This is a genomic window from Phenylobacterium zucineum HLK1, assembly GCF_000017265.1.
In the GTDB taxonomy this organism is placed as follows: Bacteria; Pseudomonadota; Alphaproteobacteria; order Caulobacterales; family Caulobacteraceae; genus Phenylobacterium; species Phenylobacterium zucineum.
In genome coordinates, this window is sequence record NC_011144.1 from 973,390 (window position 1) to 997,715 (window position 24,326).

At 71.1% G+C, this 24,326-nt stretch carries 26 protein-coding genes; 14 read left to right on the forward strand and 12 right to left on the reverse strand.

The features are described 5' to 3' along the window. Positions 1-3: 3 nt before the first annotated feature. From PHZ_RS04810 to PHZ_RS04830, 5 genes are all read right to left on the reverse strand, one after another. Positions 4-1,422, reverse strand: coding sequence for an MFS transporter (locus PHZ_RS04810; protein WP_148216787.1), 1,419 nt, complete (start codon positions 1,420-1,422; stop codon positions 4-6). 151 nt (positions 1,423-1,573) lie between these two features. Next, entirely contained in the window at positions 1,574-2,476 is a 903-nt protein-coding gene (locus PHZ_RS04815) for an SDR family NAD(P)-dependent oxidoreductase (protein WP_012521443.1), read from the reverse strand. 181 nt (positions 2,477-2,657) lie between these two features. Beyond that, positions 2,658-3,626 carry an HlyD family secretion protein gene (locus PHZ_RS04820; protein ID WP_012521444.1) on the reverse strand — a complete coding sequence of 323 codons (969 nt, stop codon included), beginning with the start codon at positions 3,624-3,626 and terminating at the stop codon, positions 2,658-2,660. Between the two features lie 6 nt (positions 3,627-3,632). After that, positions 3,633-4,385, reverse strand: a complete 753-nt coding sequence (locus PHZ_RS04825) for an ABC transporter ATP-binding protein (protein ID WP_049758141.1) — start codon at positions 4,383-4,385, stop codon at positions 3,633-3,635. Continuing rightward, on the reverse strand, positions 4,382-5,524 hold the full coding sequence (locus PHZ_RS04830; protein ID WP_012521446.1) for an ABC transporter permease: 1,143 nt from the start codon (positions 5,522-5,524) through the stop codon (positions 4,382-4,384). The genes PHZ_RS04825 and PHZ_RS04830 overlap by 4 nt, the downstream gene beginning before the upstream one ends. Before the next feature lie 178 nt (positions 5,525-5,702). On the opposite strand from PHZ_RS04830, the gene PHZ_RS04835 reads away from it, so the two are divergent. The 3 genes from PHZ_RS04835 (at position 5,703) to PHZ_RS04845 (ending at position 8,786) form a co-directional block, all read left to right on the forward strand. Further along, positions 5,703-6,701: an aldo/keto reductase gene (locus tag PHZ_RS04835; protein ID WP_012521447.1), complete on the forward strand. Its 999-nt coding sequence runs from the start codon at positions 5,703-5,705 to the stop codon at positions 6,699-6,701. 110 nt (positions 6,702-6,811) lie between these two features. Next, the gene (locus tag PHZ_RS04840; RefSeq protein ID WP_012521448.1) at positions 6,812-8,092 is read left to right on the forward strand and encodes a NupC/NupG family nucleoside CNT transporter; all 1,281 of its coding nucleotides are present in this window, start codon (positions 6,812-6,814) and stop codon (positions 8,090-8,092) included. A 58-nt stretch (positions 8,093-8,150) separates the two neighbouring features. After that, positions 8,151-8,786, forward strand: a complete 636-nt coding sequence (locus PHZ_RS04845; protein WP_041373192.1) for a glutathione S-transferase family protein — start codon at positions 8,151-8,153, stop codon at positions 8,784-8,786. Between the two features lie 8 nt (positions 8,787-8,794). Here the strand turns inward: PHZ_RS04845 and wrbA are convergent, their stop codons facing one another. Both wrbA and PHZ_RS04855 read right to left on the reverse strand, forming a co-directional pair. Next, positions 8,795-9,484, reverse strand: a complete 690-nt coding sequence (gene wrbA / locus PHZ_RS04850) for an NAD(P)H:quinone oxidoreductase (RefSeq protein ID WP_012521450.1) — start codon at positions 9,482-9,484, stop codon at positions 8,795-8,797. Between the two features lie 61 nt (positions 9,485-9,545). Then, complete coding sequence (locus PHZ_RS04855) at positions 9,546-10,019, reverse strand: PaaI family thioesterase (protein WP_012521451.1); 474 nt, start codon at positions 10,017-10,019, stop codon at positions 9,546-9,548. Positions 10,020-10,111: 92 nt separating this feature from the next. Here PHZ_RS04855 and PHZ_RS04860 point away from each other — a divergent pair, with 92 nt between their 5' ends. The 7 genes from PHZ_RS04860 (at position 10,112) to PHZ_RS04890 (ending at position 15,477) form a co-directional block, all read left to right on the forward strand. Then, positions 10,112-10,678: a hypothetical protein gene (locus PHZ_RS04860; RefSeq protein WP_041373193.1), complete on the forward strand. Its 567-nt coding sequence runs from the start codon at positions 10,112-10,114 to the stop codon at positions 10,676-10,678. Further along, a complete protein-coding gene (locus tag PHZ_RS04865; RefSeq protein WP_041373194.1) occupies positions 10,675-11,199 on the forward strand; it encodes a hypothetical protein in 525 nt (174 codons plus the stop codon). Before PHZ_RS04860 ends, PHZ_RS04865 begins: the two co-directional genes overlap by 4 nt. 13 nt (positions 11,200-11,212) lie before the next feature. Beyond that, positions 11,213-12,361 (forward strand): acyl-CoA dehydrogenase family protein, encoded by a 1,149-nt coding sequence (locus tag PHZ_RS04870; protein WP_012521452.1) that lies wholly within the window; start codon positions 11,213-11,215, stop codon positions 12,359-12,361. Between the two features lie 2 nt (positions 12,362-12,363). Next, positions 12,364-12,630, forward strand: coding sequence for a DUF3253 domain-containing protein (locus PHZ_RS04875; protein WP_041373195.1), 267 nt, complete (start codon positions 12,364-12,366; stop codon positions 12,628-12,630). Continuing rightward, positions 12,627-13,268 (forward strand): glutathione S-transferase family protein, encoded by a 642-nt coding sequence (locus tag PHZ_RS04880; protein ID WP_012521454.1) that lies wholly within the window; start codon positions 12,627-12,629, stop codon positions 13,266-13,268. Before PHZ_RS04875 ends, PHZ_RS04880 begins: the two co-directional genes overlap by 4 nt. Before the next feature lie 37 nt (positions 13,269-13,305). Further along, the gene (locus PHZ_RS04885) at positions 13,306-14,337 is read left to right on the forward strand and encodes an alpha/beta fold hydrolase (RefSeq protein WP_012521455.1); all 1,032 of its coding nucleotides are present in this window, start codon (positions 13,306-13,308) and stop codon (positions 14,335-14,337) included. Between the two features lie 63 nt (positions 14,338-14,400). Beyond that, on the forward strand, positions 14,401-15,477 hold the full coding sequence (locus PHZ_RS04890) for a Glu/Leu/Phe/Val dehydrogenase dimerization domain-containing protein (RefSeq protein WP_012521456.1): 1,077 nt from the start codon (positions 14,401-14,403) through the stop codon (positions 15,475-15,477). Here the strand turns inward: PHZ_RS04890 and PHZ_RS04895 are convergent. The 3 genes from PHZ_RS04895 to PHZ_RS04905 form a co-directional block, all read right to left on the reverse strand. Then, positions 15,474-15,902: a VOC family protein gene (locus PHZ_RS04895; RefSeq protein ID WP_012521457.1), complete on the reverse strand. Its 429-nt coding sequence runs from the start codon at positions 15,900-15,902 to the stop codon at positions 15,474-15,476. The two genes, PHZ_RS04890 and PHZ_RS04895, sit on opposite strands and share 4 nt — an antisense overlap. A gap of 71 nt (positions 15,903-15,973) precedes the next feature. Beyond that, entirely contained in the window at positions 15,974-17,281 is a 1,308-nt protein-coding gene (locus PHZ_RS04900) for an MFS transporter (protein WP_012521458.1), read from the reverse strand. Positions 17,282-17,382: 101 nt separating this feature from the next. After that, complete coding sequence (locus PHZ_RS04905; protein WP_012521459.1) at positions 17,383-17,991, reverse strand: DUF6134 family protein; 609 nt, start codon at positions 17,989-17,991, stop codon at positions 17,383-17,385. A 96-nt stretch (positions 17,992-18,087) separates the two neighbouring features. Between PHZ_RS04905 and PHZ_RS04910 the strand changes: the two genes are divergently transcribed. The 4 genes from PHZ_RS04910 to PHZ_RS04925 all read left to right on the forward strand — a co-directional run bounded on the left by PHZ_RS04910 (position 18,088) and on the right by PHZ_RS04925 (position 23,211). After that, positions 18,088-19,317, forward strand: a complete 1,230-nt coding sequence (locus tag PHZ_RS04910; RefSeq protein WP_012521460.1) for a putative DNA modification/repair radical SAM protein — start codon at positions 18,088-18,090, stop codon at positions 19,315-19,317. Further along, positions 19,317-20,750 (forward strand): UdgX family uracil-DNA binding protein, encoded by a 1,434-nt coding sequence (locus PHZ_RS04915; RefSeq protein ID WP_012521461.1) that lies wholly within the window; start codon positions 19,317-19,319, stop codon positions 20,748-20,750. Before PHZ_RS04910 ends, PHZ_RS04915 begins: the two co-directional genes overlap by 1 nt. Before the next feature lie 59 nt (positions 20,751-20,809). After that, positions 20,810-21,859 carry a class I SAM-dependent methyltransferase gene (locus PHZ_RS04920; protein WP_012521462.1) on the forward strand — a complete coding sequence of 350 codons (1,050 nt, stop codon included), beginning with the start codon at positions 20,810-20,812 and terminating at the stop codon, positions 21,857-21,859. Between the two features lie 86 nt (positions 21,860-21,945). After that, positions 21,946-23,211, forward strand: coding sequence for a phytanoyl-CoA dioxygenase family protein (locus PHZ_RS04925; protein ID WP_012521463.1), 1,266 nt, complete (start codon positions 21,946-21,948; stop codon positions 23,209-23,211). Between the two features lie 7 nt (positions 23,212-23,218). Here PHZ_RS04925 and PHZ_RS04930 read toward each other — a convergent pair whose 3' ends face one another. Both PHZ_RS04930 and PHZ_RS04935 read right to left on the reverse strand, forming a co-directional pair. Beyond that, positions 23,219-23,536, reverse strand: a complete 318-nt coding sequence (locus PHZ_RS04930) for a cupin domain-containing protein (protein ID WP_012521464.1) — start codon at positions 23,534-23,536, stop codon at positions 23,219-23,221. An 80-nt stretch (positions 23,537-23,616) separates the two neighbouring features. Continuing rightward, on the reverse strand, positions 23,617-24,276 hold the full coding sequence (locus PHZ_RS04935; protein ID WP_012521465.1) for a TetR/AcrR family transcriptional regulator: 660 nt from the start codon (positions 24,274-24,276) through the stop codon (positions 23,617-23,619). Between the last annotated feature and the right edge of the window lie 50 nt (positions 24,277-24,326).

Genomic DNA, 24,326 nt, shown 5'->3' on the forward strand with positions numbered 1-24,326 from the left:
CGATCAGGGCCGCCGCGGCTCGACCAGCATGTCGTCGCCGGTCAGGCTGCCCAGCGCGGGGGCCTCGGCGTAGATCGCGTCGCGCTCGTCCAGCTCGCGGCGGATGGCGGCGTGCCGCTCGGGCGTGAGCTTGTAGCCGATGAAGCTGGCGCCGGCGGCCATCACGAAGACGATCGGGCCCACGATGTAGACCAGCTCCAGGGCCCGGATGGCCTCCGGGGTGTTCACTGCCCCGGCCCGGGCCTGGTAGCCGATCGCCGCCAGCAGCACGAAGGTCAGGGCCGACAGCCCCGAGGCGATCTTCGAGGTGCCGATGGTCAGGGCGTACATCAGGCCCATGTACTCGCGGCCGTGCGCCAGGCGCATCTCGTCGGCGATGTCGCCGGTCAGCGCGCGGATCATCACCAGGAAGCCGGCGGCCATGGCGCCGACGATGAACATCCCCGGCGCGAAGGCCAGGAAGTTGCCGGCCGGCAGGAACGGCACGACCATGAGGCCGATCGAATAGACCGTTGTGCCCACCATCAGGCTGCGGTGCTTGCCGATCCGGTTGCCCAGCCAGGCCATGAACGGGGCGCCCGCGAAGCCGGCGGCGATGTAGATCATCAGCAGCAGGTTGGCCTGGGCGGTGTCGAAGCCGCGGCTGTCATTGAAGTAGAAGAGGTACAGCGTCGCCATCCAGCCCGGGCCCAGGGTGGCGCACAGGTCGGCGACCAGCAGGCGCACGACGTTCCCGTGCTTCAGCAGGGTGAGGTAGTCGCGGAAGCCGAAGTGGGCCTTGTGGTCGCGGGTGATCGGCTCGCGCGTGGAGGCCAGCACCGTCACCACGGTGACCGGAAGCGCCAGGATGATGAACCAGACCATGGCCCGGACGCCCTCGCCGTCGGTGGCGCCGAGGTACTGCATCACCACCGGGATCAGCAGCACGGCCACCGAGCCGACCACGCCCAGGCCGATGACGGCCCCGAACACGCGGTTGCGCTGCGCGTAGGTCGGCCCCAGCACCCCGCCCCAGGCGAGGTGCGAGAGGTAGACCATCGAATAGCCGATGTAGAGGAACAGCAGGATGCCGCTGAGGCCGAGCTGCGAGGTCGAGGGGCCGGCCTGGAGCACGAACCACAGGCCGAGCATCATCACCGGGGCGCCAAGCGCCAGCCAGAGGCGGTAGCGGCCGAAGCGGCTGCGCGTGCGGTCCATGGCCATGCCGAGGCCGACGTCGATCGGGATGTCGATCAGCCGGACCATGGCGAAGGCCGCGCCCACCATGGCCAGTTCGAGGCCGATGTGGCTGGCGAAGTAGCGCGGCAGGTGGACGCTGATGGCCAGCACCAGCGCCTGGATCGGAATGCTGGCGCTGGCGAAGGCGAAGACCGTGCCCATCGACAGCGCGCCCGCCGGCGCAGCAGTTTTCGCCTTGACCACCAAACGCTCCTCCACCTGGGGAGGCGTCTCTCGCGGACGCCCTCGTTTCAGGTTACGCGCGATCACTTGAGCCCGCGCAAGCGGTTTCCGGTTTCAGATACGAAACGGGCGGCCAGATGGCCGCCCGAACGTCAGGTCGCCGTGCGGGCGATCAGCCGCCCTGCATCTTGCGGAAGAACTTCGCCGTCTGCTCGCCGCCGTTCATGTAGGCCTGCTGGCCCGCCGGATCGGCGATCTTGGCGAAGTTGTCGCGCACCTGCTCGACCGTGGCGGTCCCGCCCAGGTAGACGCCCTCGGTCTCGACGATCCGCGCCACGGCGAAGGCGCCGGCGCCGGCGGTCAGGACCGTGCCGGTCGGGGCCTCTTCCGAGCACAGGAACACCACGCCGGGGGTCACGTACTCGGGCTTCAGCTGCTCCAGCACCTGGGGCGGCATCAGGTTCTCGGTCATCCGGGTCGCGGCCACCGGGCTGATGGCGTTGACGTGGATGTTGTTCTTCTGGCCCTCGAGCTTCAGCGTGTTCATGAAGCCCACCAGGCCCAGCTTGGCCGCGCCGTAGTTCGACTGGCCGAAGTTGCCGTAGAGGCCGGTCGAGGAGGTGGTGACGACGATGCGGCCGTAGTTCTGCTGGCGCATGATCTCCCAGACCGCCTTGGCCGGCTTCACCGTGCCCAGCAGGTGGACGTCGACCACGACCTCGAAGTCGGCCAGCTCCATCTTGGCGAAGGTCTTGTCGCGCAGGATGCCGGCGTTGGCGACCAGGATGTCGATCCGGCCCCAGGCGTCCATGGCGTCCTTGACCATCCGGGCCACGCCGGCGTCGTCGGTCACCGACGAGCCGTTGGCGATCGCCTCGCCGCCGGCGGCCTTGATCTCCTCGACGACCTTGTTGGCCGCGTCCGAGCCGCCGCCCGAGCCGTCCACCGAGCCGCCCAGGTCGTTGACCACGACCTTTGCGCCGCGCCGGGCGAGCTCCAGCGCGTGCTGGCGGCCGAGGCCCCCGCCCGCGCCGGTCACGATGGCCACTTTGCCGTCGAAGCGGATGTCCGCCATTTGCGTGTCCCCTCTAGAACAGGTGTTCGGAAAAGTCGGCGCGCGTTGTGCGGCGCGGCGCGAGGGGCGTCAAGCTGACGTGGCGGAGGCGCGGCGCTTTCGGGAAAGGAGCGCCTCCCCCGCCAACCAGGAGGCGGGGGAGGCGGCCGCGGCAGGGGGGTGAGGGCGCTTGGGGAAGCCCTTAGCCCTGCGGCGCGGTCGGGACCTGCGCCTGCTGCTGGCGCATGAACTTCACGAGGACGCGCTGCCCGATCAGGAACGGCGCGCCGGAGCTGTCGACCACCACCTCGACCACGCGGTCGTCGGTGCGCTCGTTGGGATCGTCCGACTGCAGCTTGCGCGCGCCGAACACAGCCGCCCGGCGCAGGACCTTGCCGTTGAAGGTCTTGGTCGGGTCGCTCTCGGGCGACATCTGCACGGTCTGGCCAACCGAGACGTAGGGCAGGGCGCCCTCGGCGATCTCGGCGCGCACGATGCGGCCGGCGCGCGGCTCCAGGTCGAACATGTTGGAGACGTTCAGGGTCGAGGCGCCCGCGCCGGGGTTGGCGTAGCGGCGCACGATCCGGCCCTCGACGGGCGCGCGGATGATGCTGAGCTCCTGGTCGTAGCGGGCCTCGGCCAGCCGCGCCTCGGCGGTGGCGACGACCGCCTGCTGGGCGAGGATCTTGGCCTGGGCCTCGCGCACGCCGTCGCGCGCCTGGTCCAGCTTCTGGGCGGCGACGAAGTTCGAGGGGGCGAGGCCCTGGAGGCGGCGCTCCTCGCGCTGGGCCGCCGAGAGCTGCACCTCGAGCAGGGCGAGGGCCGCCCGAGCCTGGCGGACCTCGGCCGCGGCGCGCGCGGCCTGCAGCCGAGGCTCGTCGTCCTCGAGGCGCGCGAGGATCTGGCCCTTCGTCACGTCCTCGCCTTCCTGGACGAGCACGTCGCGGACCACGCCGGCCCGGCGGGCGGCGACCTGGATGATCCCGCCCTCGACGTCGGCCTTGCCGTTGGCGACCGCCGAGAAGGGGCTGGGCTTGACCTCGGCCGCGGCCTTGGCCTCGGCGGCCTTCGTCGCCTTGGCCTGGCTGGACATGAACATGAAGCCGCCGCCGCCCAGCGCGAGGACGAGGACGGCGATCCAGACGAAACGGTTGCGGAAGATGGCGGGCATGGTTCCTCAGGCTCCCAGGAGCGCGGGTTCGGGACGACGGTCGGCGGCGGACTGGGCCGGCTCTGCGGCGCGGCGGTCCTCCAGGATCTGTCCGTCCTCCAGGTGGATGATGCGGTCGGCGTAGGCTTCCAGGCGGGGGTCGTGCGTGACGCAGATCACGGCCGCGCCGTGCTGCTTGGCGGCCCGCTGGAGCAGGCGGATGACGATCTGGCCGTTCTCGCCGTCCAGCGCGCTGGTCGGCTCGTCGGCGAAGACGAGGCGCGGGTCCTTGGCGAGCGCCCGGGCGATGGCCACCCGCTGCTTCTCGCCGCCCGACAGCTCCGCGGGGCGCTGGTGCAGGCGCTTGCCCAGGCCCACCTCGTCCAGGGCGAGGGCGGCCTTCTCGCGGGCGACCGACTTGGAGTGGCCCTGGTGCTTCAGGATGATCTCGACCTGCTGCAGGGCGGTGAGCGCCGAGAACAGGTTGAAGCCCTGGAAGATGAAGCCGCAGTGGTCCAGCCGGAAGCGGTCCAGCTTCCCGGAGCGCAGGCCCCAGATGTCTGTGTCTAGCGCGCGCACCTGGCCCTCGTCGGGCTTCAGCAGGCCCGACAGCGCGGCCACCAGGGTGGACTTGCCGGACCCGGAGGGGCCCATGACCATCGTCACCTCGCCGTGGCGGGCGTCGAAATCGACCCGCTTCAGCACCTCGATGTGCGTGCGCCCGGTCTTGAAGCGCTTGTAGACGCCGTGGGCCTCGATCGCGGTGGGATTGGCGCTCATCGCAGCAGGTCCGCAGGTTGGCTCTTCTTCAGGATGCCCAGGGCCAGCAGGCCCGAGGCGCACGAGATGGCGATCAGCAGGATCGAGACGCCGATCACCCATGGCGTCGGGAAGCCCATCGGCAGGCCGCCGTTGGCGGCCAGCAGGTAGATGCCGAAGGTCAGGAGGCCGGTGGCGACCAGGCCGACGAGGCCGACCCAGATCGACAGCTCCATCACGATCAGGCGCAGCGCGCCCATCGAGACCCCGAGCGCCCGCAGGCTCGCGAACTCCTTGATGCTGGAGAGGATCGCCCCGCGCAGGGTCTGCGAGGTGATGCCGACCCCGATCAGAAAGCCCAGGAAGACCGAGAACCCGATGAAGATGCCGATGATCTGCTCGCCCATGAGGGCGCCCTCGTCGGCCTTGCGCAGCTCCTCGCGGGTCCAGGCGCGGTAGGCGCCGTTGGCGTTGGCGTTCAGCTGGTCGCGCACGATCTCGGCCCGCGCCGGATCCTTCAGCCGCACCATCAGCGGGCCGGTCTTGCTCTCGTCGGCCATGAAGCCGAGCAGCCGGATGGTGTCGCGGGAGGCCACGACGGCCGCGTTGTTGATGTTGGGATAGCCGGTCAGCACGGCCCGGACCCGGACCGTCTTGCCGTTGAGCGAGGCCGAATCCCCCAGCTTCACCCCCAGCCGCTTCAGCTGGGTCTCGTCGATGGCCACCGCATAGGGCTCCATCAGGGCCTGGCGGACCTGCTCGGAATAGTCGACCGGCAGCGTCACCGCGTTCGGCCGCGTGTCGACCATGTAGATGTTCACATAGGTGGTGACCGCCTGCTGGCCCTCGGGAGGCCGGTTGACCCAGCGGCCGCCCTCGATGTCCCACGAGGCGACCTCGGCGACGTCGGGGTGCATGTAGATCTGCGGCTGCAGGCGTCCGGGCAGGTTGCCGCCGCCCGAGTTGATCAGGCTCTCCATCTTGGCCGGCAGGATCATCAGGTCGGCCCGGGAGCGGTCGATCGTGGCGGTGACGCCTTTCACGATGCCGACGAACATCCCGACCTGCGCCAGGATCAGCAGGCCCGAAAACGCGAGCGCCACGACCGCGGCGGTGTACCGCCGCCATTCGTGGATCAGGGTGGCCAAGGCCAGAGACATGGTGGTGCGACGCCTTCCCCAGCGCTGGATGCGCTTCACTGGGAAAGAGGCCGCCGGGACCGCCGGCGGATGCGACCTTCGCGATTAAACCTTCGTAATGCTCAACCGGGCCGCGCCGAGCTTGCGGCCGGCCGCCGCGAGGCGCTTAAGATTCCCGCTCCGGAAGAAGGAGCCGCCCATGCACAGACGCAAACTCGGAACCCAGGGCCTGGAGGTCTCGGCGATCGGCTTCGGCTGCATGGGGCTGTCCGGCGTCTACAACGCCCCAGTCGAGGCGGCGCAGGCCGAGGCGCTGGTCGCGCGCGCCGTCGAGCTGGGCGTCACCTTCTTCGATACGGCCGAGATCTACGGCATGACCGCCAACGAGGTGCTGGTGGGGGCGGCGCTGAAGCCCTTCCGGGGCCGGGTGCAGATCGCCACCAAGTTCGGCTTCGACCTGGAGGCCGCCCGCGCGGCCGGGCGCCCGGCGGGCACGAACAGCCGCCCCGACAACATCCGCGCGGTCGCCGACGCCTCGCTGAAGCGCCTGGGCGTGGACGTCATCGACCTCTTCTACCAGCACCGGGTGGACCCGAACGTGCCGATCGAGGACGTGGCGGGCGCGGTGGGCGAGCTGGTGAAGGCCGGCAAGGTGCGCTGCTTCGGGCTGTCCGAGGCCGGACCCGAGACGATCCGCCGGGCGCACGTCGTGCATCCGGTCACGGCCCTGCAGTCGGAGTACTCGCTGTGGACGCGGGACCCCGAGACGTCGGTCCTGCCGGTCTGTCGCGAACTCGGGATCGGCTTCGTGCCCTACAGCCCGCTGGGCCGGGGCTTCCTGGCCGGGGCGGTGAAGGGCCAGGACTCGCTGGTGGAGAACGACTTCCGCCGGTTCATGCCCAGGTTCCAGGGTCAGGCGCTGCAGAAGAACCTGCCGCTGGTGGAGACCCTGACGCGGCTGGCGGCCGAGAAGGGCCATACGCCGGCCCAGCTCGCGCTGGCCTGGCTGCTGGCGCAGGGCCCCGACATCGTGCCCATCCCCGGCACGACGAAGGTCCATCGCCTGGAGGAGAACGCCGGCGCCGCCGACGTGACGCTCGGCCCGGACGATCTGGCGGCGATCGCGGCGGCCGTGCCCGAGACCGCGGTGGAAGGCGCCCGCTACGACGAACGCGGCCTCTCGATGGTGGGTCTCTGAGGGTAGGACCTTAGGGCGCGCTTGCGCTTCCTAGGGTTCTGGCGCCTGTATCCGCCCACGCGGGCGGACTCGGCGTGCATGCGCATCGGGGCCCGCGCATCGGGGGGTGAATGTTCAGTCTCGCGAACGCCCAGAGCCTGGTCGGCCTGGCGCTGGTGCTCGGGCTCTGCTGGGCCATCTCCGAGAACCGGCGCCGTTTCCCGTGGAAGCTCGCCATCGGGGCCATCCTGGTCCAGGCGATCCTCGTCCTCGCGCTGTTCGGGCTGCCGGCGCTGCGCGTGGCGCTGCAGGGCGTCGGCCACGCCGTCGACGGGCTGGCGTCCTCGACCCAGGCCGGGGTGGCCTTCGTGTTCGGCTTCCTGGCCGGCACGCCGAACCAGCCCTATCCGCTGACCGACCCCGGCTCGATGTTCGTCTTCGCCTTCCGGGTGCTGCCGGTGATCCTGGTGGTCTGCGCGCTGGCGGCGCTGCTCTGGCACTGGCGCATCCTCGTCTGGATCACCCGCGGCTTCGGCGTGGTGTTCGAGCGGACCATGGGCCTGCGCGGCCCGCCGGCCCTGGCCACCGCCGCCACCGTCTTCATGGGCCAGGTGGAAGGTCCGATCTTCATCCGCAGCTACCTGGCCGGCCTCTCGCGCTCGGAGCTGTTCATGCTGATCGCCGTCGGCATGGCCTGCGTCTCGGGCTCGACCATGGTCGCCTACGCCACGATCCTGCGGGACGTGCTGCCGAACGCGGCGGCCCACGTGCTGACCGCCTCGATCGTCTCGGCGCCGGCGGGCGTGCTGCTGGCGCGCATCATCGTGCCGCGCGACCCGGATGTGGAGCAGGCTCAGGCCTACGACCCCGCCGCCTCCAAGCGCTACGAGAGCTCGATCGACGCCCTGATCAAGGGCACCACCGACGGCTTGCAGATCGTCCTGAACGTCGGCGCGACCCTCATCGTGTTCGTGGCCCTGGTGGCGATGCTCAACGGGCTGCTGGGCCTGCTGCCGCAGGTGGCCGGCGCGCCGCTGTCGGTCGAGCGCGGCCTCGGCGTCGTCTTCGCCCCCCTGGCCTGGGCCATCGGCGTGCCGTGGCACGATGCGCCGACGGCCGGCTCGCTGCTGGGGGTGAAGCTGGTGCTGACCGAATTCACCGCCTTCATCCGCATGGGCGCGATCCCGGTGGGCGAGATCGACGAGCGCACGCGGGTGCTGATGACCTACGCCCTCTGCGGCTTCGCCAACGTGGCCTCGGTGGGGATCAACCTCGCCGGCTACTCGGTGCTGGTCCCCGAGCGGCGCAACGAGGTCGTGGGCATGGTCTGGAAGGCGATGCTGGCGGGGTTCCTCGCCACCTGCCTGACCGCCTCGGTCGTGGGCCTGCTGCCGAGCGTCCTGTTCGGATAGCTTGACCGGAAGTGACCGAGCGTGCACTTTTCTCGGAAACGAGGAAGGAAGCCCGCCGATGAAGCTCTACGACACGCCGCTCGCGCCCAATCCGCGCCGGGTGCGCTGGTTCATGGCCGAGAAGGGGATCGACGACGTCGAGGTCGTCACCCTCAACATCATCGAGGGCCAGCACAAGACGCCGGAGTACCTGCGCAAGGCGGGGCTGGCCAACGTGCCCATGCTGGAGCTGGACGACGGGACCTGCATCACCGAGTCCGTCGCCATCTGCCGCTATCTCGAGAGCCGCTATCCCGAGCCCAACCTGTTCGGCCGCACGCCGGAGGAGACGGCGGTGATCGAGATGTGGACCCGCCGGGCCGAGATGCTGGTCGCCACGCCGCTGATGCTGGGCGTGCGCCACACCCACCCGATGATGGGGAAGCTGGAGCAGCAGAACCCGCAGGTGGGCGAATACAACCTGCAGGCCGCCCTGAAGGCCCTGAAGGTGCTGGACCGGCGCCTGGGCGAGAGCGAGTGGCTGGCCGGCGAGCGGCTGACCATCGCCGACATCGTGGCCTTCGTCGGGCTCGACTTCGGCCGCATGATCAAGCTGAAGCCGCCGGAGGAGCTGAAGAACGTCGGCCGCTGGGCCGAGGCGATGCGCGCGCGTCCGGCCGCCGCCGCCGGCATGCCGCAGAAGGCGCCGGCCTAGGCCTGGGGCTAAGCCCGCGGCTGGTCGTCCTCCCGCGGGTCTTCCCACGAGCGCTGTTCGGGGCCGGACATGTCCATCCGCAGCATCGCCTGGGCGCCGTGGCCAAGCTTGGCGGCGGTCTCGGCGACGAGCCGGCCCTGGAAGCGCGCGGCGGCCAGCTCGTTGCGGGTCGGCCAGCGCTGGCCGCGGCCGCCGGCGATGGTGCTGGCGCCGTAGGGGCTGCCGCCGGTGATCTCGTCCAGGGTCATCTGGCCGGCGAACGAATAGGGCAGGCCGACCACGCACATGCCGAAGTGCAGCAGGTTGGTGATGATCGAGAACAGCGTCGTCTCCTGGCCGCCGTGCTGGGTGGCGGTGGAGGTGAAGGCCGAGCCGACCTTGCCGTTCAGCGCGCCGCGGGCCCACAGGCCGCCCGCCTGGTCGAGGAAGCTCGCCATCTGGGAGGGGATGCGGCCGAAGCGGGTGCCGGCGCCGATGACGATGGCGTCGTACTGCTCCAGCTCGGCCACAGTGGCGATCGGCGCCTCCTGGTCGAGCTTGTAGCCGGACTCCCGGGCCAGTTCCTCGGGGACCAGCTCGGGCACGCGCTTGAGGTCTACCTGGGCGCCGCGGATCTCGCGGGCGCCCTCCGCCACGGCCTGGGCCATGGCCTCGATGTGGCCGTAGGTGGAATGGTAGAGGACTAGGACCTTGGTCATGGCGCGGCTCCTGGCGTTGCCGGCACAACGCCCGGGAGCCGGTCTGTTTCCGGCCGGCGCCTCAGCCGCGGCGCGGGCCGGTCTTCTTCAGCACCGCCGAGAAGCTCATCATCGGCTCGCCGCCGCGCGAGGCGTTCACGATCAGGCCGCGCACGAACACCATGCTGCGCCCGGCCTTCACTACTTCGCCGGTGCATTCCACGAGGTCGCCGACGGCCGCCGAGCCGACGAACTCGCCGTTGAAGGTGGCGGTGACGGCGCGGCTGTCGGCCAGCGCCTCGCGGGCGATCACGAACAGGCAGAAGTCCGCGAACGTCATCACGCAGCCGCCGTGCATGAACATGCCGCCGTTCATGTGCTTGCGCTCGGCGCGGAAGGCGCAGACCGGCCGCCCGTCCCGTTCCCTGAAGTAGAACGGCCCGGCGAGGTCCTCGTAGGGGTCGCCGCCCGGATAGTACGACCAGCCGGCCCACTCGCCCTCGGACACGGTGCTCAGGTGCGAGATGTATTCCTGGTCCTGGTCGCCGCCGTCCATTTCCCCTCCGGATCGTCGCTGCGCGGGGTTTGCCCCCGGCGGATTCAAACACTAGTTTGCGCGCCCGCCGACTAGCCTCCCGAGGAGCCAAGATGCAAGGCCGGACCGTCCATCGGCGTGCGGGCGTGGCGCAACTCGCGCTCGCCTTCGCGCTTGCGGGCCTCGTCGCGGCGCCGGCGGCGGCCCAGGAGGCGCGTGAGGAGGCGCCCCGCTCGCAGGTGACCGAACAGGGCGCGGTGCAGATCGTCGTCGGCGAGCGCGCGACCGTGCGTCTGCCGGCAGGCGGGCCGCCCGAGCTGCTGTCGGTCGAGCCGGCGCCGCCCGGCAGCGCCGCTCCGCCCAAGCCCGGCCGCGGCGCCTTCGAGGACGCGCCCACCGGGACCGTGGTGATCAGCCTGGAGCGGCTGTCGAACGGAGACGTGCTGATGAAGCTGGTGAGCGGTCTCTCCAAGGCCTTCGACTACCGGGCGCGGCTGCTCCACGCCGCCGAGCCGGGCCGCTGGACGGCCGAGCCGACCAGCGTCTGCACCGTCCTGCCGCTGCTTCAGAACTACGAGCACTGGCCCCGCCGGCCGGACACCGCCGGCGTGCTGCTCAGCGATTTCGCGCTGCGCGACACGAACGAGGTGGTCTGCCCGGCGCCGGAGGCTGGCCGATGACGGTGCTCGCGACCGCGTTCATGGCCCTGGCCCTTGCGGCGCCGCCCGCGCCCGAGGCGCCCGAGACGCCGCCGGCCCCGCTGTCGTTCACGCCCCAGACGCTTGTCGACGGCGAGACCCTGCAGATCGTGCTGGGCCAGCGGGCCCTGTTCCGCCTCGACGACAAGGGCCTGCCGGTCCTCTTCAAGGTCGAGGAGGGCAAGCTCGCCGCCGCCCATCCGGACGGGGCCGTGACCGAGACCTTCGCTCCGCCGCCCGAGGGCCAGATCGCCGCTGCGCTCGACGGCTCGGCCGAGAAGCGGGCCACGGTGCTCAAGATCTGGAACCGCACGGAGAAGCCGCTCGACTACCGGGCCATGGCGCTGATCGTGCGGCCCGGCAACAAGCTGACGCCGTCGCCCGCGCCGGTGTCCTGTTCGCTTCGCCCGAAGAGCGTCCACGTCGAGACCTGGCGCGCGCCGATCCTCGCCGTCGGCCTCGGACGCTTCCGGGAAACCATCGCCACCAAGGCCTGCCAGTAGGGGGATGAACACCATGGCGCTCGACGCCGAAACCCGCGACCAGCTGATCGAGACCGTCCGCCGCTTCGTCGCCGAGCGCCTGCGCCCGCTCGAGGCGAAGGTGGCCGAGGACGACGCCATTCCCGCCGACGTCATCGAGGAGATGAAAGGGCTGGGCCTCTTCGGCCTGTCGATCCCGGCCGAGTACGGCGGCCTCGACCTCAACATGGAGGAGGAGTGCCTGGTCTGCGTCGAGCTCGGCCGCACCAGCCCCGCCTTCCGCTCGGCCTTCGGCACCAACGTCGGCATCGGCAGCCAGGGCCTGGTGATGTTCGGGACCGAGGCGCAGAAGGCCAGGTACCTGCCGGGCGTCGCCTCGGGCGAGATCGTCACCTCGTTCGCGCTGACCGAGCCCGAGGCCGGCTCGGATTCCGGCGCGGTGCAGACCAAGGCCGTGCGCGACGGCGACGACTACGTCCTGAACGGCTCCAAGCGCTACATCACCAACGCCAACCGGGCCGACCTCTTCACCGTCATGGCGCGCACCGACCCGTCGAAGCCCGGCGGCTCGGGCGTCTCGGCCTTCCTGGTGGAGCGCAACCTGCCCGGCGTGACCGTCGGCAAGCCCGAGAAGAAGATGGGCCAGCAGGGCGCGCACATCTGCGACGTCAACTTCGACAACGTCCGCGTGCCGGCCGAGAACCGCCTGGGCGGCGAGGGCGAGGGCTTCAAGATCGCGATGCAGGTGCTGGACCGCGGGCGGCTGCACATCTCGGCGATCTGCGTGGGCGTGGCCGAGCGGCTGATCGCCGACAGCGTCGCCTACGCCGCCGAGCGCAAGCAGTTCGGCCAGGCGCTGTCGAACTTCCAGCTGGTCCAGGGCATGATCGCCGACTGCAAGACCGAGGCGCTCGCCGCCAGGGCGCTGGTCATGGAGACCGCCCGCAAGCGCGACGCCGGCCAGAGCGTGACCATGGAGGCCGCGGCGGCCAAGTACTTCGCCTCCGAGATGGTCGGCCGGGTCGCCGACCGCGCCGTGCAGATCTTCGGCGGCGCCGGCTACATCGCCGAATACGGCATCGAGCGCTTCTACCGCGACGTGCGGATCTTCCGCATCTACGAGGGCACCAGCCAGATCCAGCAGGTGATCATCGCCCGCGAGACGATGAAGCGGGGCGGCTGAGCATGAGCCAGGCCGTCGAGGACGCAATCTTCGATCTGCTGGACAAGGCCGCGCCCGGCAAGTCTGTCTCTCCCGAGGACGTGGCCAAGGCGGTCGACCCCGCCGGCTGGCGGCGCGAGCTGGGCAAGGTGCGCGCCGTCGCCGTGGGCTTGGCGCGGGCCGGCCGGATCGTCATCCTGCGGCACAACAAGCCGGCCGATCCCGACACCTTCAAGGGCGTCTGGCGGATGCGGCTGCCGACCGAGGCCGAAAAGGAGCATCGCGCATGATCACGATCTATGGAGCCTCGCTCTCGCCTTTCGTGCGCAAGACCATCGTCTTCGCGACCGAGAAGGGGCTGGAGTTCGAGGTGGTCCCCGCCGGCGGCGGCATGGCGCCGCCCGAATTCCGGCAGGCCAGCCCCTTCGGGAAGATCCCCGCCATGAAGGACGGCGACTTCCTGCTGGCGGACTCTACCGCCATCGTCGCCTACATGGACGCCGTCCGGCCCGAGCCGAACCTGATCCCGACTGAGCCCAAGGCGCGTGCCCGAACCATCTGGTTCGAGGAGTTCGGCGACACGATCGTCGCCGCCTGCGGGGGCAAGATCGTCTTCAACCGGATCGTCTCGCCCCGCTTCCTGGGCAAGCCCGGCGACCTGGCCGCGGCCGACGAGGCGCAGCAGGTCGAATTCCCCAAGCTGATGGACTACCTGGAGGGCGTCATCCCGCCCTCGGGCTTCCTGGTGGAGGACCGGTTCACCCTGGCCGACATCGCCGTCGCCAGCCCGCTGGCGACCATGGCCCACGCCGACTGCGCAGTCGACGCGGGAACCCACCCCAAGACCGCCGCCTATGTGGCGAAGATCCTGGAGCGGCCGTCCTTCGCCGGGCTGATCGCCCAGGAAAAGGCGTTCCTGGCGGCGTGATCCGCCGGGCGCGGCGCCTGGAGGGTCCCGCCTGCCGATGAAGCGTATCGTCCTCGTCCTCATCGCCGCCCTCAGCCTGGCGGCCTGCAGCACCATGGCGGTGCAGCGGCCGGCCGAGCCGCCGGGCGGCTACCGCGGGCCCTACATCGGCGCCGACGTGGTCGCGAGCTTCGACGGGGCCCTGCTGGGACTGTCGACCTGGGAGGCCGAGGGCGCGCATGCCGGGAACCCCTGGGCGGTGATCGTCGCGCTGCACGGGATGAACGACTACGCCAACGCCTTCCACCTGGCCGCGCCGTGGTGGGCGCAGCAGGGCGTGACGACCTACGCCTACGACCAGCGCGGCTTCGGCCGCTCGCCCGGGCGGGGGATCTGGGCCGGCGAGGACCTGATGACCGAGGACCTGCGCACGGTGGTCGCCCTGGCCCGCCGCCGGCACCCGGACGCGCTGATCGCGGTGGTTGGGGAGAGCATGGGCGGGGCGGTGGCCGCGGCGGCCTTCGCCTCGGACCGGCCGCCCGACGCCGACCGGCTGATCCTGCTGGCGCCGGCGGTCTGGGGTTGGCGCGACCAGCCGCTGCCGAACCGCACCATGCTGTGGCTCGCGGCCAACTTCACGGCCGCCAAGGTCTACACCCCGCCGCGCTGGCTCACCTCGCGGATCACGCCGACCGACAACCGCGAGGAGCTGATCCGCATGGGCCGCGACCCGCTGATGATCTGGGGCGCGCGCTCGGACGCCCTCTATGGCCTCGTGGGCCTGATGGACCGGGGGGCCGAGACCGTCGGGGACGATCCCGTGCCGACGCTGTACCTCTACGGCGCCAACGACCAGATCATCCCGAAGCACGCCGCCTTCCGCGCCGCCGCCAACCTGCGCCGCTCGGACCGCTCGGCCTACTACGCCAAGGGCTACCACCTGCTGACCCGCGATCGGCAGGGGCCCGTGGTCTGGGCCGACGTCCTGGCCTTCCTGAAGGACCGGCGCGCGCCGCTGCCGTCGGGCGCCCCGCCGATCCCCACGGCGCCCGCGCCGGATGGAGCCGAACGCCGGGCTGCGGGGTTGTGAGGTGCGGCGCCAGGGCGTAGAGGCTGGCGAGAAAACCTTTCACGCGAAGGCAGAGTCTGCGGCATGACCTTGTTCGATTCCCCGGCTTTCGAAGGACACGAGGGCGTTCACGCCTTCTATGACGAGAAAACCGGCCTCAAGAGCATTATCGCCGTGCACTCGACGGCCCGCGGACCCGCCGCCGGCGGCTGCCGCATGTGGCCCTACGCCAGCGCCGAGGAGGCCCTGACCGACGCCCTGCGCCTCTCGCGCGCGATGTCCTACAAGAACGCCATGGCCGACCTGGAGCTGGGCGGCGGCAAGTCGGTGATCATCGGCGACTCCCGCACCCAGAAGACGCCGGCCCTGTTCGAGGCCTTCGGCCGGGCGGTCGAGGCGGTCGGCGGCCGCTACTGGACCGCCGAGGATGTCGGCGTCTCGCCCGAGGATCTGGCCCACGCCCGCAGGCGCACCCGCTACGTCGCGGGCCTGGAGGGCCACCCGGCCGCTTCGGGCGATCCCAGCCCGGTGACCGCCGAAGGTGTGTTCCGGGGCGTGCGGCTGTGCGTACGCCGGGCGCTGAACCGCGACCTAGACGACGTGACGGTGGCGGTGCAGGGCGTCGGCCACGTGGGCGGCCACCTCGCCCGGAAGCTGCACGCGGCCGGCGCGAAGCTGATCATCGCCGACGTGAACCGCGAGGCGGTCGAGCGCCTCGCCGCCGAGACCGGCGCCCAGGTCGTCGCCCCCTCGGCCATCTTCGACGCCGAGGCCGACGTCTTCGCCCCCTGCGCCATGGGCGGGGCGATCAGCCGAGAGACCCTGCCGCGGATCACCGCCCCGATCATCGCCGGGGCCGCCAACAACCAGCTCGCCGACGCCGACACCGGCCGCGCCGTCTTCGAGCGGGGCATCCTCTACGCCCCCGACTACGTCATCAACGGCGGCGGGATCATCAATGTCGCCGGCGAGATCCGCGCCCTGGACCGTGACGAGGCGTTCGATCCGGCCTGGGTCGACGTCAAGCTCGACCGTCTGGCCCAGACCCTGGACGAGGTTCTCGAGCAGGCCCAGCGCGAGCGCCGCCCGAGCAACGAGGTCGCCAACGAGATCGCCCGCGCCCGCATCGCCGGCGGGGCCGAGAAGCGCGCGGCCGCCTAAGCCGGCTGCGCCTCCGGGTGCGCCCCCTGCGCCACCGCGGCGGGGTCCATCCAGGCGGCTTCCAGCACATGGCCGTCGGGGTCCTGGAAGCTGGCCCCGTACATGAAGCCGTGGTCCTGGTCGGCCATCCATTCCCGGCCGCCCGAGGCCAGGGCCTTGGCCTTCAGTTCCTTCACCTCGGCCCGGCTGCCGGCGGACAGGCACAGCAGCACCTCCTTGCCCTTGGCGGTGTCCGAAATCTCGCCCGTGATGAAGTCGCGGAACCGCCGCTCGGTCAGCAGCATCAGCACGATGTTGCTCTCGACCATCACGCAGAGGCAGTCGTCGGTCGAGAACTGGGGATTGAAGCCGAACCCGAGCCCTCCGTAGAACCGGCGCGAGGCCTCCAGGTCCCGGACGGGCAGGTTCACGAAGATCATCCGCATGGCGCGTCTCCCTTGAGGTTTGCGCCCCAAGGACGTGCGGCGGGGCCGTCCGCCGACACCGTGGGCGGAATCTAGGTCCGCCGCCTCGGGTCCTGCACGGCGAGGATCAGGATGACGAGCGCCGCGCCCAGGAAGGCGAGCGAGGCGCCGAACACGGCGGTGTAGCCGAACGCCTCGGCCACGAGCCCGCCCAGGAGGGGACCGGCGGTGGCGGTGATGCTCTCGGCCGTGGCCGAGACGGCGATGCGCATCGGCAGGTCGTCGCGGGCGCCGAACTCCAGGATCATGGTCTGGGCCGCCATCATGTAGCCCGAGGACGCGGCGCCGAGGCCGGCGAAGGCCATGAACGTCGCCCAGACCTCGTGCACGTTGAGCAGCAGCAGGGTCGCGCCGATCCAGCCCAGCAGCGAGATCAGCAGCACCAGCCGGAAGCCGGTCTTGTCGCCCAGGTAGCCCCAGACCAGGTTCGCCGCCGTGTCCGCGCCCAGGAAGGCGAACGACAGCAGGCCCAGCATCGCCCCGTCGGCCCCGATCATCCGGCCCACGTAGAGGATGTAGAACGGCGTGGCGATCCGCGCCGAGGTGGTCAGCATCTGCACCAGCAGGAAGAAGCCGTAGGCGCGGTCCTCGGCGATCAGGGCGGGGAATTCCCGCAGCCGGTCCCGGAAGCGGGCCCGCGGCCGGGTGGTGGGCGGCTCGGGCTCCTTCATCAGCACCTGCAGCGCCCAGAGGCCGGCGCTGGTCAGCAGGAAGGCGAACGCGAAGGTGGTCGAATAGCCGTTCCCGAACAGGTCCTTCCCGACGAAGTACTTGCCGGCGAAGTAGGCGAGCACGGCGGCGATCGCCCCGCCGGTGGCGTTGCGCCAGGCCTGCAGGCGCCCGCGCCGACTGAGCGGGATCACCTTCGACATCAGGAGCGAGAACACCACCCGCTGGGCGCCCATGAAGACGCCGAACATGAAGATGAAGAACAGCAGGGCCACGACCAGCGGCTGGCCCGAGAGCATCCAGCCGGCCGCCGCCATGCCCAGGATGGCCAGGCGCCCCAGGCCGCCCATCCACAGCGCCGCCGGCATGACCTTGGTGCGGTGCTCGACCTTGGTGGCGCCGAAGATGGGCGAGATGATCCCGCCGAGCTGCTGTAGCGCCAGCCCGAGCCCGACGATCGCGTTCGAGCCCGAGACCGCGTGCAGATAGGCGGGCAGGAAGGTGGGGGCGTTGATCAGCCGAAAGCCGGTCATGCCCAGCATGCCGTGCAGGTAGTGGGCGAGGTAGTTGCGTCGCAGGTTGTCCCAGACGAACTTCTCGTAGGCCGCCTCGCGCGCGGGCAGGTCGTCGTCCGCCGCGGCGGGACGGGAGGCGTCGGCCGGATCGTCCAAATCGTCTCGGCCGCGCGCCAGGGCGGCGCGGCCCCTTCAGGAAACGGATGAATTCAATGGGGCCGGTCTAGCAGAGTCCCCGAAGGCCGGGGAGGGTGCGATCACACCCGGCGATACTCGATCTTCGAACCGTCCTCGAGGCGGCCGACGAGCGCCCGCCACTGGCCCGCCGCGTCGTAGAAGTCGTCGATCTCGGCCTCGCCGCGGATCGTCCAGTGGCCGGGGGCGGCGCGCGTCGCCCGCACCTTCGCCAGTCGGCCGGTCTGCGGGTTGAACAGCGGGTGGGCGAAGGCGGCCGGATTCCAGTGGGTGAGGGGATGGGCGCTGGCCGGCGCCAGGATGCGCCCAGACGAGCCCTCTATGGCGACCGCCGCCCCCTGCGCCTCGGCCTCGACCCGCTCCCGCCTTCCGTTGCTGCTGGTGGCGGTCCGCAATGCGGCGAAGCGGCCGTCGCGCCAGCGCTCCACCGCCTGGTGCCGGTAGCGGAACACCGGCACGGGCCCCAGCTTGACCACCATCTCCACCTCGGAGCTCGCGGTGCGCGCGTCGGGGTCGCCCGAGAGGGTCAGGACGTGCTCGCCGATGCGCACGCCGTTGCGGAAGACGGCGAAGGTCAGCCGGGCCGGTGCGGCCATCGCCAGGCCGGGGAGGGCGAGGGTCGCGGCGCCGGCGAGCATGGCCCGCCGCGTGGGGTGCAGGGTCGTGTCCATCGCGCGCAGCTACGGCGGCCGCGCGGCGGCGGATGCGACCTCCTGACAGCCCGCCATGCGCTGGACAGAACAAAATGAGAACAGTAAGGTCGGCGCATGGCGGTTCTCGATCTCAAGCGCAAGCTCGCCATCCTCTCCGATGCGGCCAAGTACGACGCGTCCTGCGCCTCCTCGGGCAGCGTGACGCGCGATTCCGTGGGCGGGAAGGGTGTAGGCTCCACCGACGGCGGCATGGGCATCTGCCACGCCTACGCGCCGGACGGGCGCTGCATCAGCCTGCTCAAGATCCTGCTGACCAACTTCTGCGTCTACGACTGCGCCTACTGCGTGAACCGGGTCAGCTCCAACACGCCCCGGGCGCGGTTCAGCGTGGACGAGGTCGTGGACCTGACGCTGGGCTTCTACAAGCGCAACTACATCGAGGGCTTGTTCCTCTCTTCGGGCATCATCCGCAACGCCGACTACACGATGGAGCAGCTGGTGCGGGTGGCCCGCACCCTGCGCGAGGTCCACGACTTCCGCGGCTACATCCACCTGAAGGTGATCCCCGAGGCGTCCCCCGCGCTGGTCAACGAGGCGGGGCTCTACGCCGACCGGCTCTCGGTCAACATCGAGCTGCCCCGCGACGAGAGCCTGGCGAGTCTCGCTCCCGAGAAGGACCTGCACGGAATCAAGAAGGCGATGGGCGCGGTGCGCGTCGGCGAGGAGGCGGCCCGCGAGCCGGCCCGCGCGGCGCGGCCGCCGAAGTTCGCGCCGGCCGGTCAGTCCACCCAGATGATCGTCGGCGCCGACGCGGCCACCGACGGCGAGATCCTGAAGCGCAGCGAGACGCTGTACGGCGCCTACCGGCTGCGGCGGGTCTACTATTCGGCGTTCTCGCCGATCCCGGATTCCACCGCCCGGCTGCCGCTGCAGCGGCCGCCCCTGGTGCGGGAGCACCGGCTGTACCAGGCCGACTGGCTGATGCGCTTCTACGGCTTCGGGCGCGCCGAGATCATCGCCGAGGGCGAGGACCTGGACCTCGAAGTCGATCCCAAGCTGGCCTGGGCGCTCCGGAACCGCGGGGACTTCCCGGTGGACCTGAACGCCGCCGACCGCGAGCGGCTGCTGCGGGTCCCGGGCCTGGGCGTGCGGGCCGTCGACCAGATCCTGGAGCTGCGCCGCCTGAAGCGCATCACGCTCGCGGACGTGAAGCGGCTGTCCCGCGGGATCGCCCGGCTGAAGCCGTTCGTGGTGACCGACGACTGGCGGCCTGGCGCCCTGGCCGACGCGGCCGACCTTCGCGCCCGATTCGTTTCCCCGCCGCAGCAGCTGGAGCTCTTCTGATGCAGGTGGTGCGCCTGGCCTCCGAGACCGACCTCGACGGCTGGCGCGCCGCGGCCCGGCGGCTGCGTGCGGCAGGAACGCCGCCCGAGGCGGTGCTCTGGACGGTGGACGGCGAGGCCGGCCTCTTTCCCGCCTCGGAGCCCGCGCCGGCGGGGAACTCCGCGCGCCCCTTCACCGTGCCGCGGGAGTTCTTCGACCTGGCCGGCCAGGTGGTGCTGCACCGATCGGACGAACGGTTCGCGCTGCTCTATCGGCTGCTCTGGCGGCTGCAGGACGCGCCGGACCTGCTGCGGATGACCACCGACCCCGACGTCGCCCGGGCCCGGCAGTTCGCCCGCGACGTGGACAAGGCGGCCCACAAGATGAAGGCCTTCGTCCGCTTCCGGCAGGTCGAGGACGAGGAGGGCGAGGCCTATGTGGCCTGGTTCGAGCCGGCGCACCGGGTCACCGAGCTGGTCGCCCCGTTCTTCGCGCGCCGCTTCGCCAACATGCGCTTCTCGATCCTGACGCCGGACGTCTGCGCGCACTGGGACCTGAAGGCGCTGGCCTTTACCCCCGGGGCCGACGCGGCCGACGCGCCCTCGTCCGACGCCCTGGAGGATTACTGGCGCACCTACTACGCCTCGATCTTCAACCCGGCCCGGCTGAAGGTCGGGGCCATGACCAAGGAGATGCCTCGGCGCTACTGGCGGAACCTCCCCGAAGCCGGCCTCATTCCCGAACTGATCGCCAAAGCCGAGGTGAGGACGAGCCAGATGGTGCGCCAGGCCCCCACCGAACCCGACCGCCGGATCGTGCGCGCCGCCGCCCGCGCCAGCCGCGACGCGCCCTACGACGGCCAGCCGCCGGCGACGCTGGAGGAGGTGGCCGCGGGCGTGCAGGTCTGCCGGCGGTGCGACCTCTACCGTGACGCGACCCAGGGCGTGCCCGGCGAGGGGCCTCGGCAGGCGCGGCTGATGTTCGTGGGCGAGCAGCCGGGCGACCAGGAGGACCTGGCGGGACGGCCGTTCGTGGGCCCCGCGGGCGGAGTGCTGGACAAGGCCCTGGCCGAGGCGGGCATCCCCCGGGCCGAGACGTTCGTCACCAACGCGGTGAAGCACTTCAAGCACGAGCCGCGCGGCAAGCGCCGGCTGCACAAGACGCCTGACGCGGGCGAGGTCTCGGCCTGCCGCTGGTGGCTGGACGCCGAGCGGCGGATCGTGCAGCCGCGGGTGGTGGTCGCCCTCGGGGCTACGGCGGCCCTGGCGGTGTTCGGCAAGCCGACGCCGATCGGCAAATTCCGCCAGCAGGCGATCCAGCTTCCCGACCAGGCCCAGGGCGTGGTCACCTACCACCCCTCGTACCTGCTGCGCGTGCCCGACGCAGAGGCCAAGGCGAAGGCCTACGCCATGTTCCTGGACGACCTGCGGTTCGCCTGGACGCTCGCGGCCTGATTGACGGCGGGCGCAACTCCGGGTTTCTGCGAAGGCTGAAGTCACCCCGCGGAGTCGCCATGGCGTCGCTGTTACAGATGATGCGCCGCAAGCCTGCGGCGGTTCCCCCGGCGTCGGCGAGCGACCTGCCGGCGTGGGCCGGGCCCCTGTTCGCGTCCGCGCTTGCGCCCCTGCTGCAGGATCCGGACGGCCAGGTGCGGGTCTGGCAGATCCGCGACGACGCCTCCCAGGCCACGATCACCGACCAGTTCAAGGCCAACGCCGAGGAGTACCATCGGCGCTATTCGGCCAGCGACCACTTCGAGAAGCTGTTCCGCCAGGCGCTGGAGGCCACCGGCGCCAAGGTCGCGCGGGCGCCGAAGATCCTCGACCTGGGCAGCGGCTCGGGCGTGAACTCGGTGGTGCCCTGCCGGCGGCTGTTCCCCGGCGCGCGGATCGTCGCCACCGACCTCTCCGGCGAACTCCTGGCCCTGCTGGCCGAGTACCTCGCGGGCGACGCCTCGGCCGAGGAGGTGGTCTGCGTGAAGATGGACGCCATGAGCGACCACGTGTCCCCGGGCGCGTTCGACCTCGTCACGGGCGCCTCGATCCTCCACCACCTGGAGCATCCGGAACACGGGATCGCCGCTGCGGCGCGGGCCCTGAAGCCGGGCGGGCAGGCGATCTTCTTCGAGCCGTTCAACGGCTGGGGCATCGTCCGCGCGGCGTTCGAGCGCGTACTGGTGGAGGGCGACCTGCGCGGCGAGGCGCTGGACCCCGTCATCCGCGACATCGTCCAGCGGCTGATCCGCGACATCGAGGCCCGCAGCCGGTCCGACCGCAGCCCCGAGGAGATCGCCGCCCTGGACGACAAGTGGCTGTTCTCGCGCGAAGCGATGGCGGCCATCGCCCGAAAGGCCGGCTTCTCCCAGGCGACCTTCGTGGCGCACAACGACCACCCGACCCTCTATCGCGACTCCGGGGCCATCTACCTGCGGCTGGCGACCGGCCGGTCGGACCTGGAGCTGCCGGAATGGGCGGTGGACGTGCTGCGCAGCTTCGACGAGGCCTTCACGCGCGAGGCCAAGCGCGAACTGATGCTGGAAGGTACCATCGTCCTCACGAAATGACTTAGTTCCGCGCCAATCTGGCGCTTGACGGAATCCGGCGCCGGGCCTGTGCTTCGCGCCTGCACGCTCTGTCGGGGAAGTTTTCGATGCGCTCGCTGTTCGGTCTCCTCAAGAAGCCCTCGGCCGCGGGGGGCGCGAGCCTCCGGGCCAGCTCGCCGGCCGAGCACCGGCCGGCCGCCGGGCTCATCACCATCGACGTCGAGGCCAGCGCCCCGGGGCCGGTGGAAGAGGCCAGGCTGGTGGTCCGCGGGCCGGGCGGCCTCACCTTCGCAAAGCCGCTCTCGCTGGCGGCCGAGCCGGTCAGCTTCTGGCTGGGCGCCCACGGCCAGCTGCTCCCGGACGGCCCGGTCAGGCTGGAGTTCGAGCTGCAGGACGGCGCCGGCGCGACGCTGGCGCGGCAGGCGCTGACCCTGCAGGTCCACAACAAGGGCGAGCTCGCGCGCAAGGTGGCCGAGAGCCTGCGCCGCAGCGGCGTGCCGGTGTTCCTGGACGGCCTGGCCGACAGCAGCTTCTACGACTACGACGACCCGTCGGTGCGGCCCTGGTTCGAGCGCAGCGAGGGCGAGGCCCTGGCGCACATCGACGGCCTGCTCTCCAAGGGCGAGATCGACGCCGCCGAGGCCGAGGCCCTGCGCGGCTTCCTGCGCGACGGCTTCACGGTCCTGCCGGATGTGGTGGACGAGGCCCACCTCGCGCGCCTGAATGCGGCCCTGGACGCGGCGGTGGCCGAGAAGCACGAGGGCTACGAGTGGGGCTCCAGCCAGCGGATGCACGGGCTGCACGAGAAGCACCCGGCGGTGCGCGAGCTGTGGGCCCATCCGAAGGTGCTGCGGATGCTGGGCCTGATCTTCGGCGCGCCCGCGCTGCCCTGCCAGTCCCTGACCTATGTGTTCGGCTCGCAGCAGGACCACCACCAGGACACCATCCACCTGACCCCGTTCCCCGCCGGCTACATGTGCGGCGTCTGGACGGCGCTGGAGGACGTGCAGCCGCAGTCGGGCGAGCTGGTCGTCTATCCCGGCAGCCACCGGCTGAAGCGCATCTACACCCGCACCGTCGACACCCCGAAGGTCACCGACGGCGACTTCGGGCCGCTGGGCGACAAGGTGATGCCGGTCTGGAGCGAGATGATCGCGCAGCTGGGCGCGACGCCCGTGACCTACCAGCCCAAGGCGGGCACGGTGCTGATCTGGCACGAGAACCTGATGCACGCTGGCTCGCCCCGCGCCGACCTCAGCCGCTCGCGCCGGTCGGTGGTGTGCCACTACTTCGCCGACGGGGCGGTGGCCTACTACGACTCCCTGGGCGTGCCTGGAGTGACGCACCTGCCCGGGCAGTTCGGCCAGGGCTGAACCGGCTTCAGACCGAACCCTGCTTCTCGACGACGAGGACCCGGGCCGGCCCGATCGGATGGGCGACGTGCGCATCGCCCGCCTGCGCGATGAAGATGTCGGCGGGTCCGAGGCGCACCGCCTTCTCGGCGGCGCCGTCGCGATAGCGCATCTCGACCTCGCCCTCGAGCACGAGGAAGACCTCGGCGCCGTCGTTGACGTGCCACTCGTAGGGCTGGTCGGTCCAGTGGAGCCGGACGCTCGCGCCCTCGACCAGGGCCAGGTCGCGGGCGCCCCAGGCGCGGTCGGCGGTGAACGTGCGGGCGTCGGTGACGATCTTCGGCATGGGGCCGATATGGCGCCGCTTCACGCCATCGCCACCGGCGTGGCCGCATACCGGGCGATGTTTGGCAGGATCGGTGGGGCTCAGGCCAGGAAGCCGGCTTCCGCGAAATCCAGCATCCGCCGCAGGAGCGCCTCGACGTCGCCCTCGCGCGTGAGCCCCCCCGAGAGGTGGTGCAGCCGGTCGAACTCGGCGAAGCGGTTGTTGTGCAGCATGCCCAGCGCGAAGTGCAGCCGCCAGTAGAGGTCTTCCTTCGGCAGGTCGGGCCGGGCGGCCATCAGGGCGTCGGCGAATCGGGCCAGGTGGCTGACGTCGTTGCGCAGCACCTCGCGCATCTCCTCGGTGCCCTCGGAGCGGGCCCGGATGATGAACTGCAGCGAGATGCGGCGATCGTTGTCCGGCGCCGACCAGCGCAGCGGCGGGGCGAAGTAGGCCTCCAGGATGTCGCGCACCGGCGGCTTGCCGCCGTGGCGGGCGGTCGCCTCGTGCAGCATCCGCGCGCGCTCGCGGTTCAGCTCGGCGGTGCGGCGGCGGAAGATCTCGAAGAGCAGGGCGTCCTTCGAGCCGAAGTGGTAGTTCACCGAGGCGAGATTCACTCCGGCTTCGGCGGTGATGTCGCGCACCGAGACGTTCTGGAAGCCGTGCAGGGCGAACAGCCGCTCGGCGGCGTTGAAGACCGCGGCCTTGGTGGCGGCCTGGGCCTCTTCCGTTTCCGGCGGATCCTGGGAGAGGGGATCGGTCATGCGAATCCCTAAAGGTTTGCGCGAGCTTAGGTCGATCCGGGCTCGGCGCA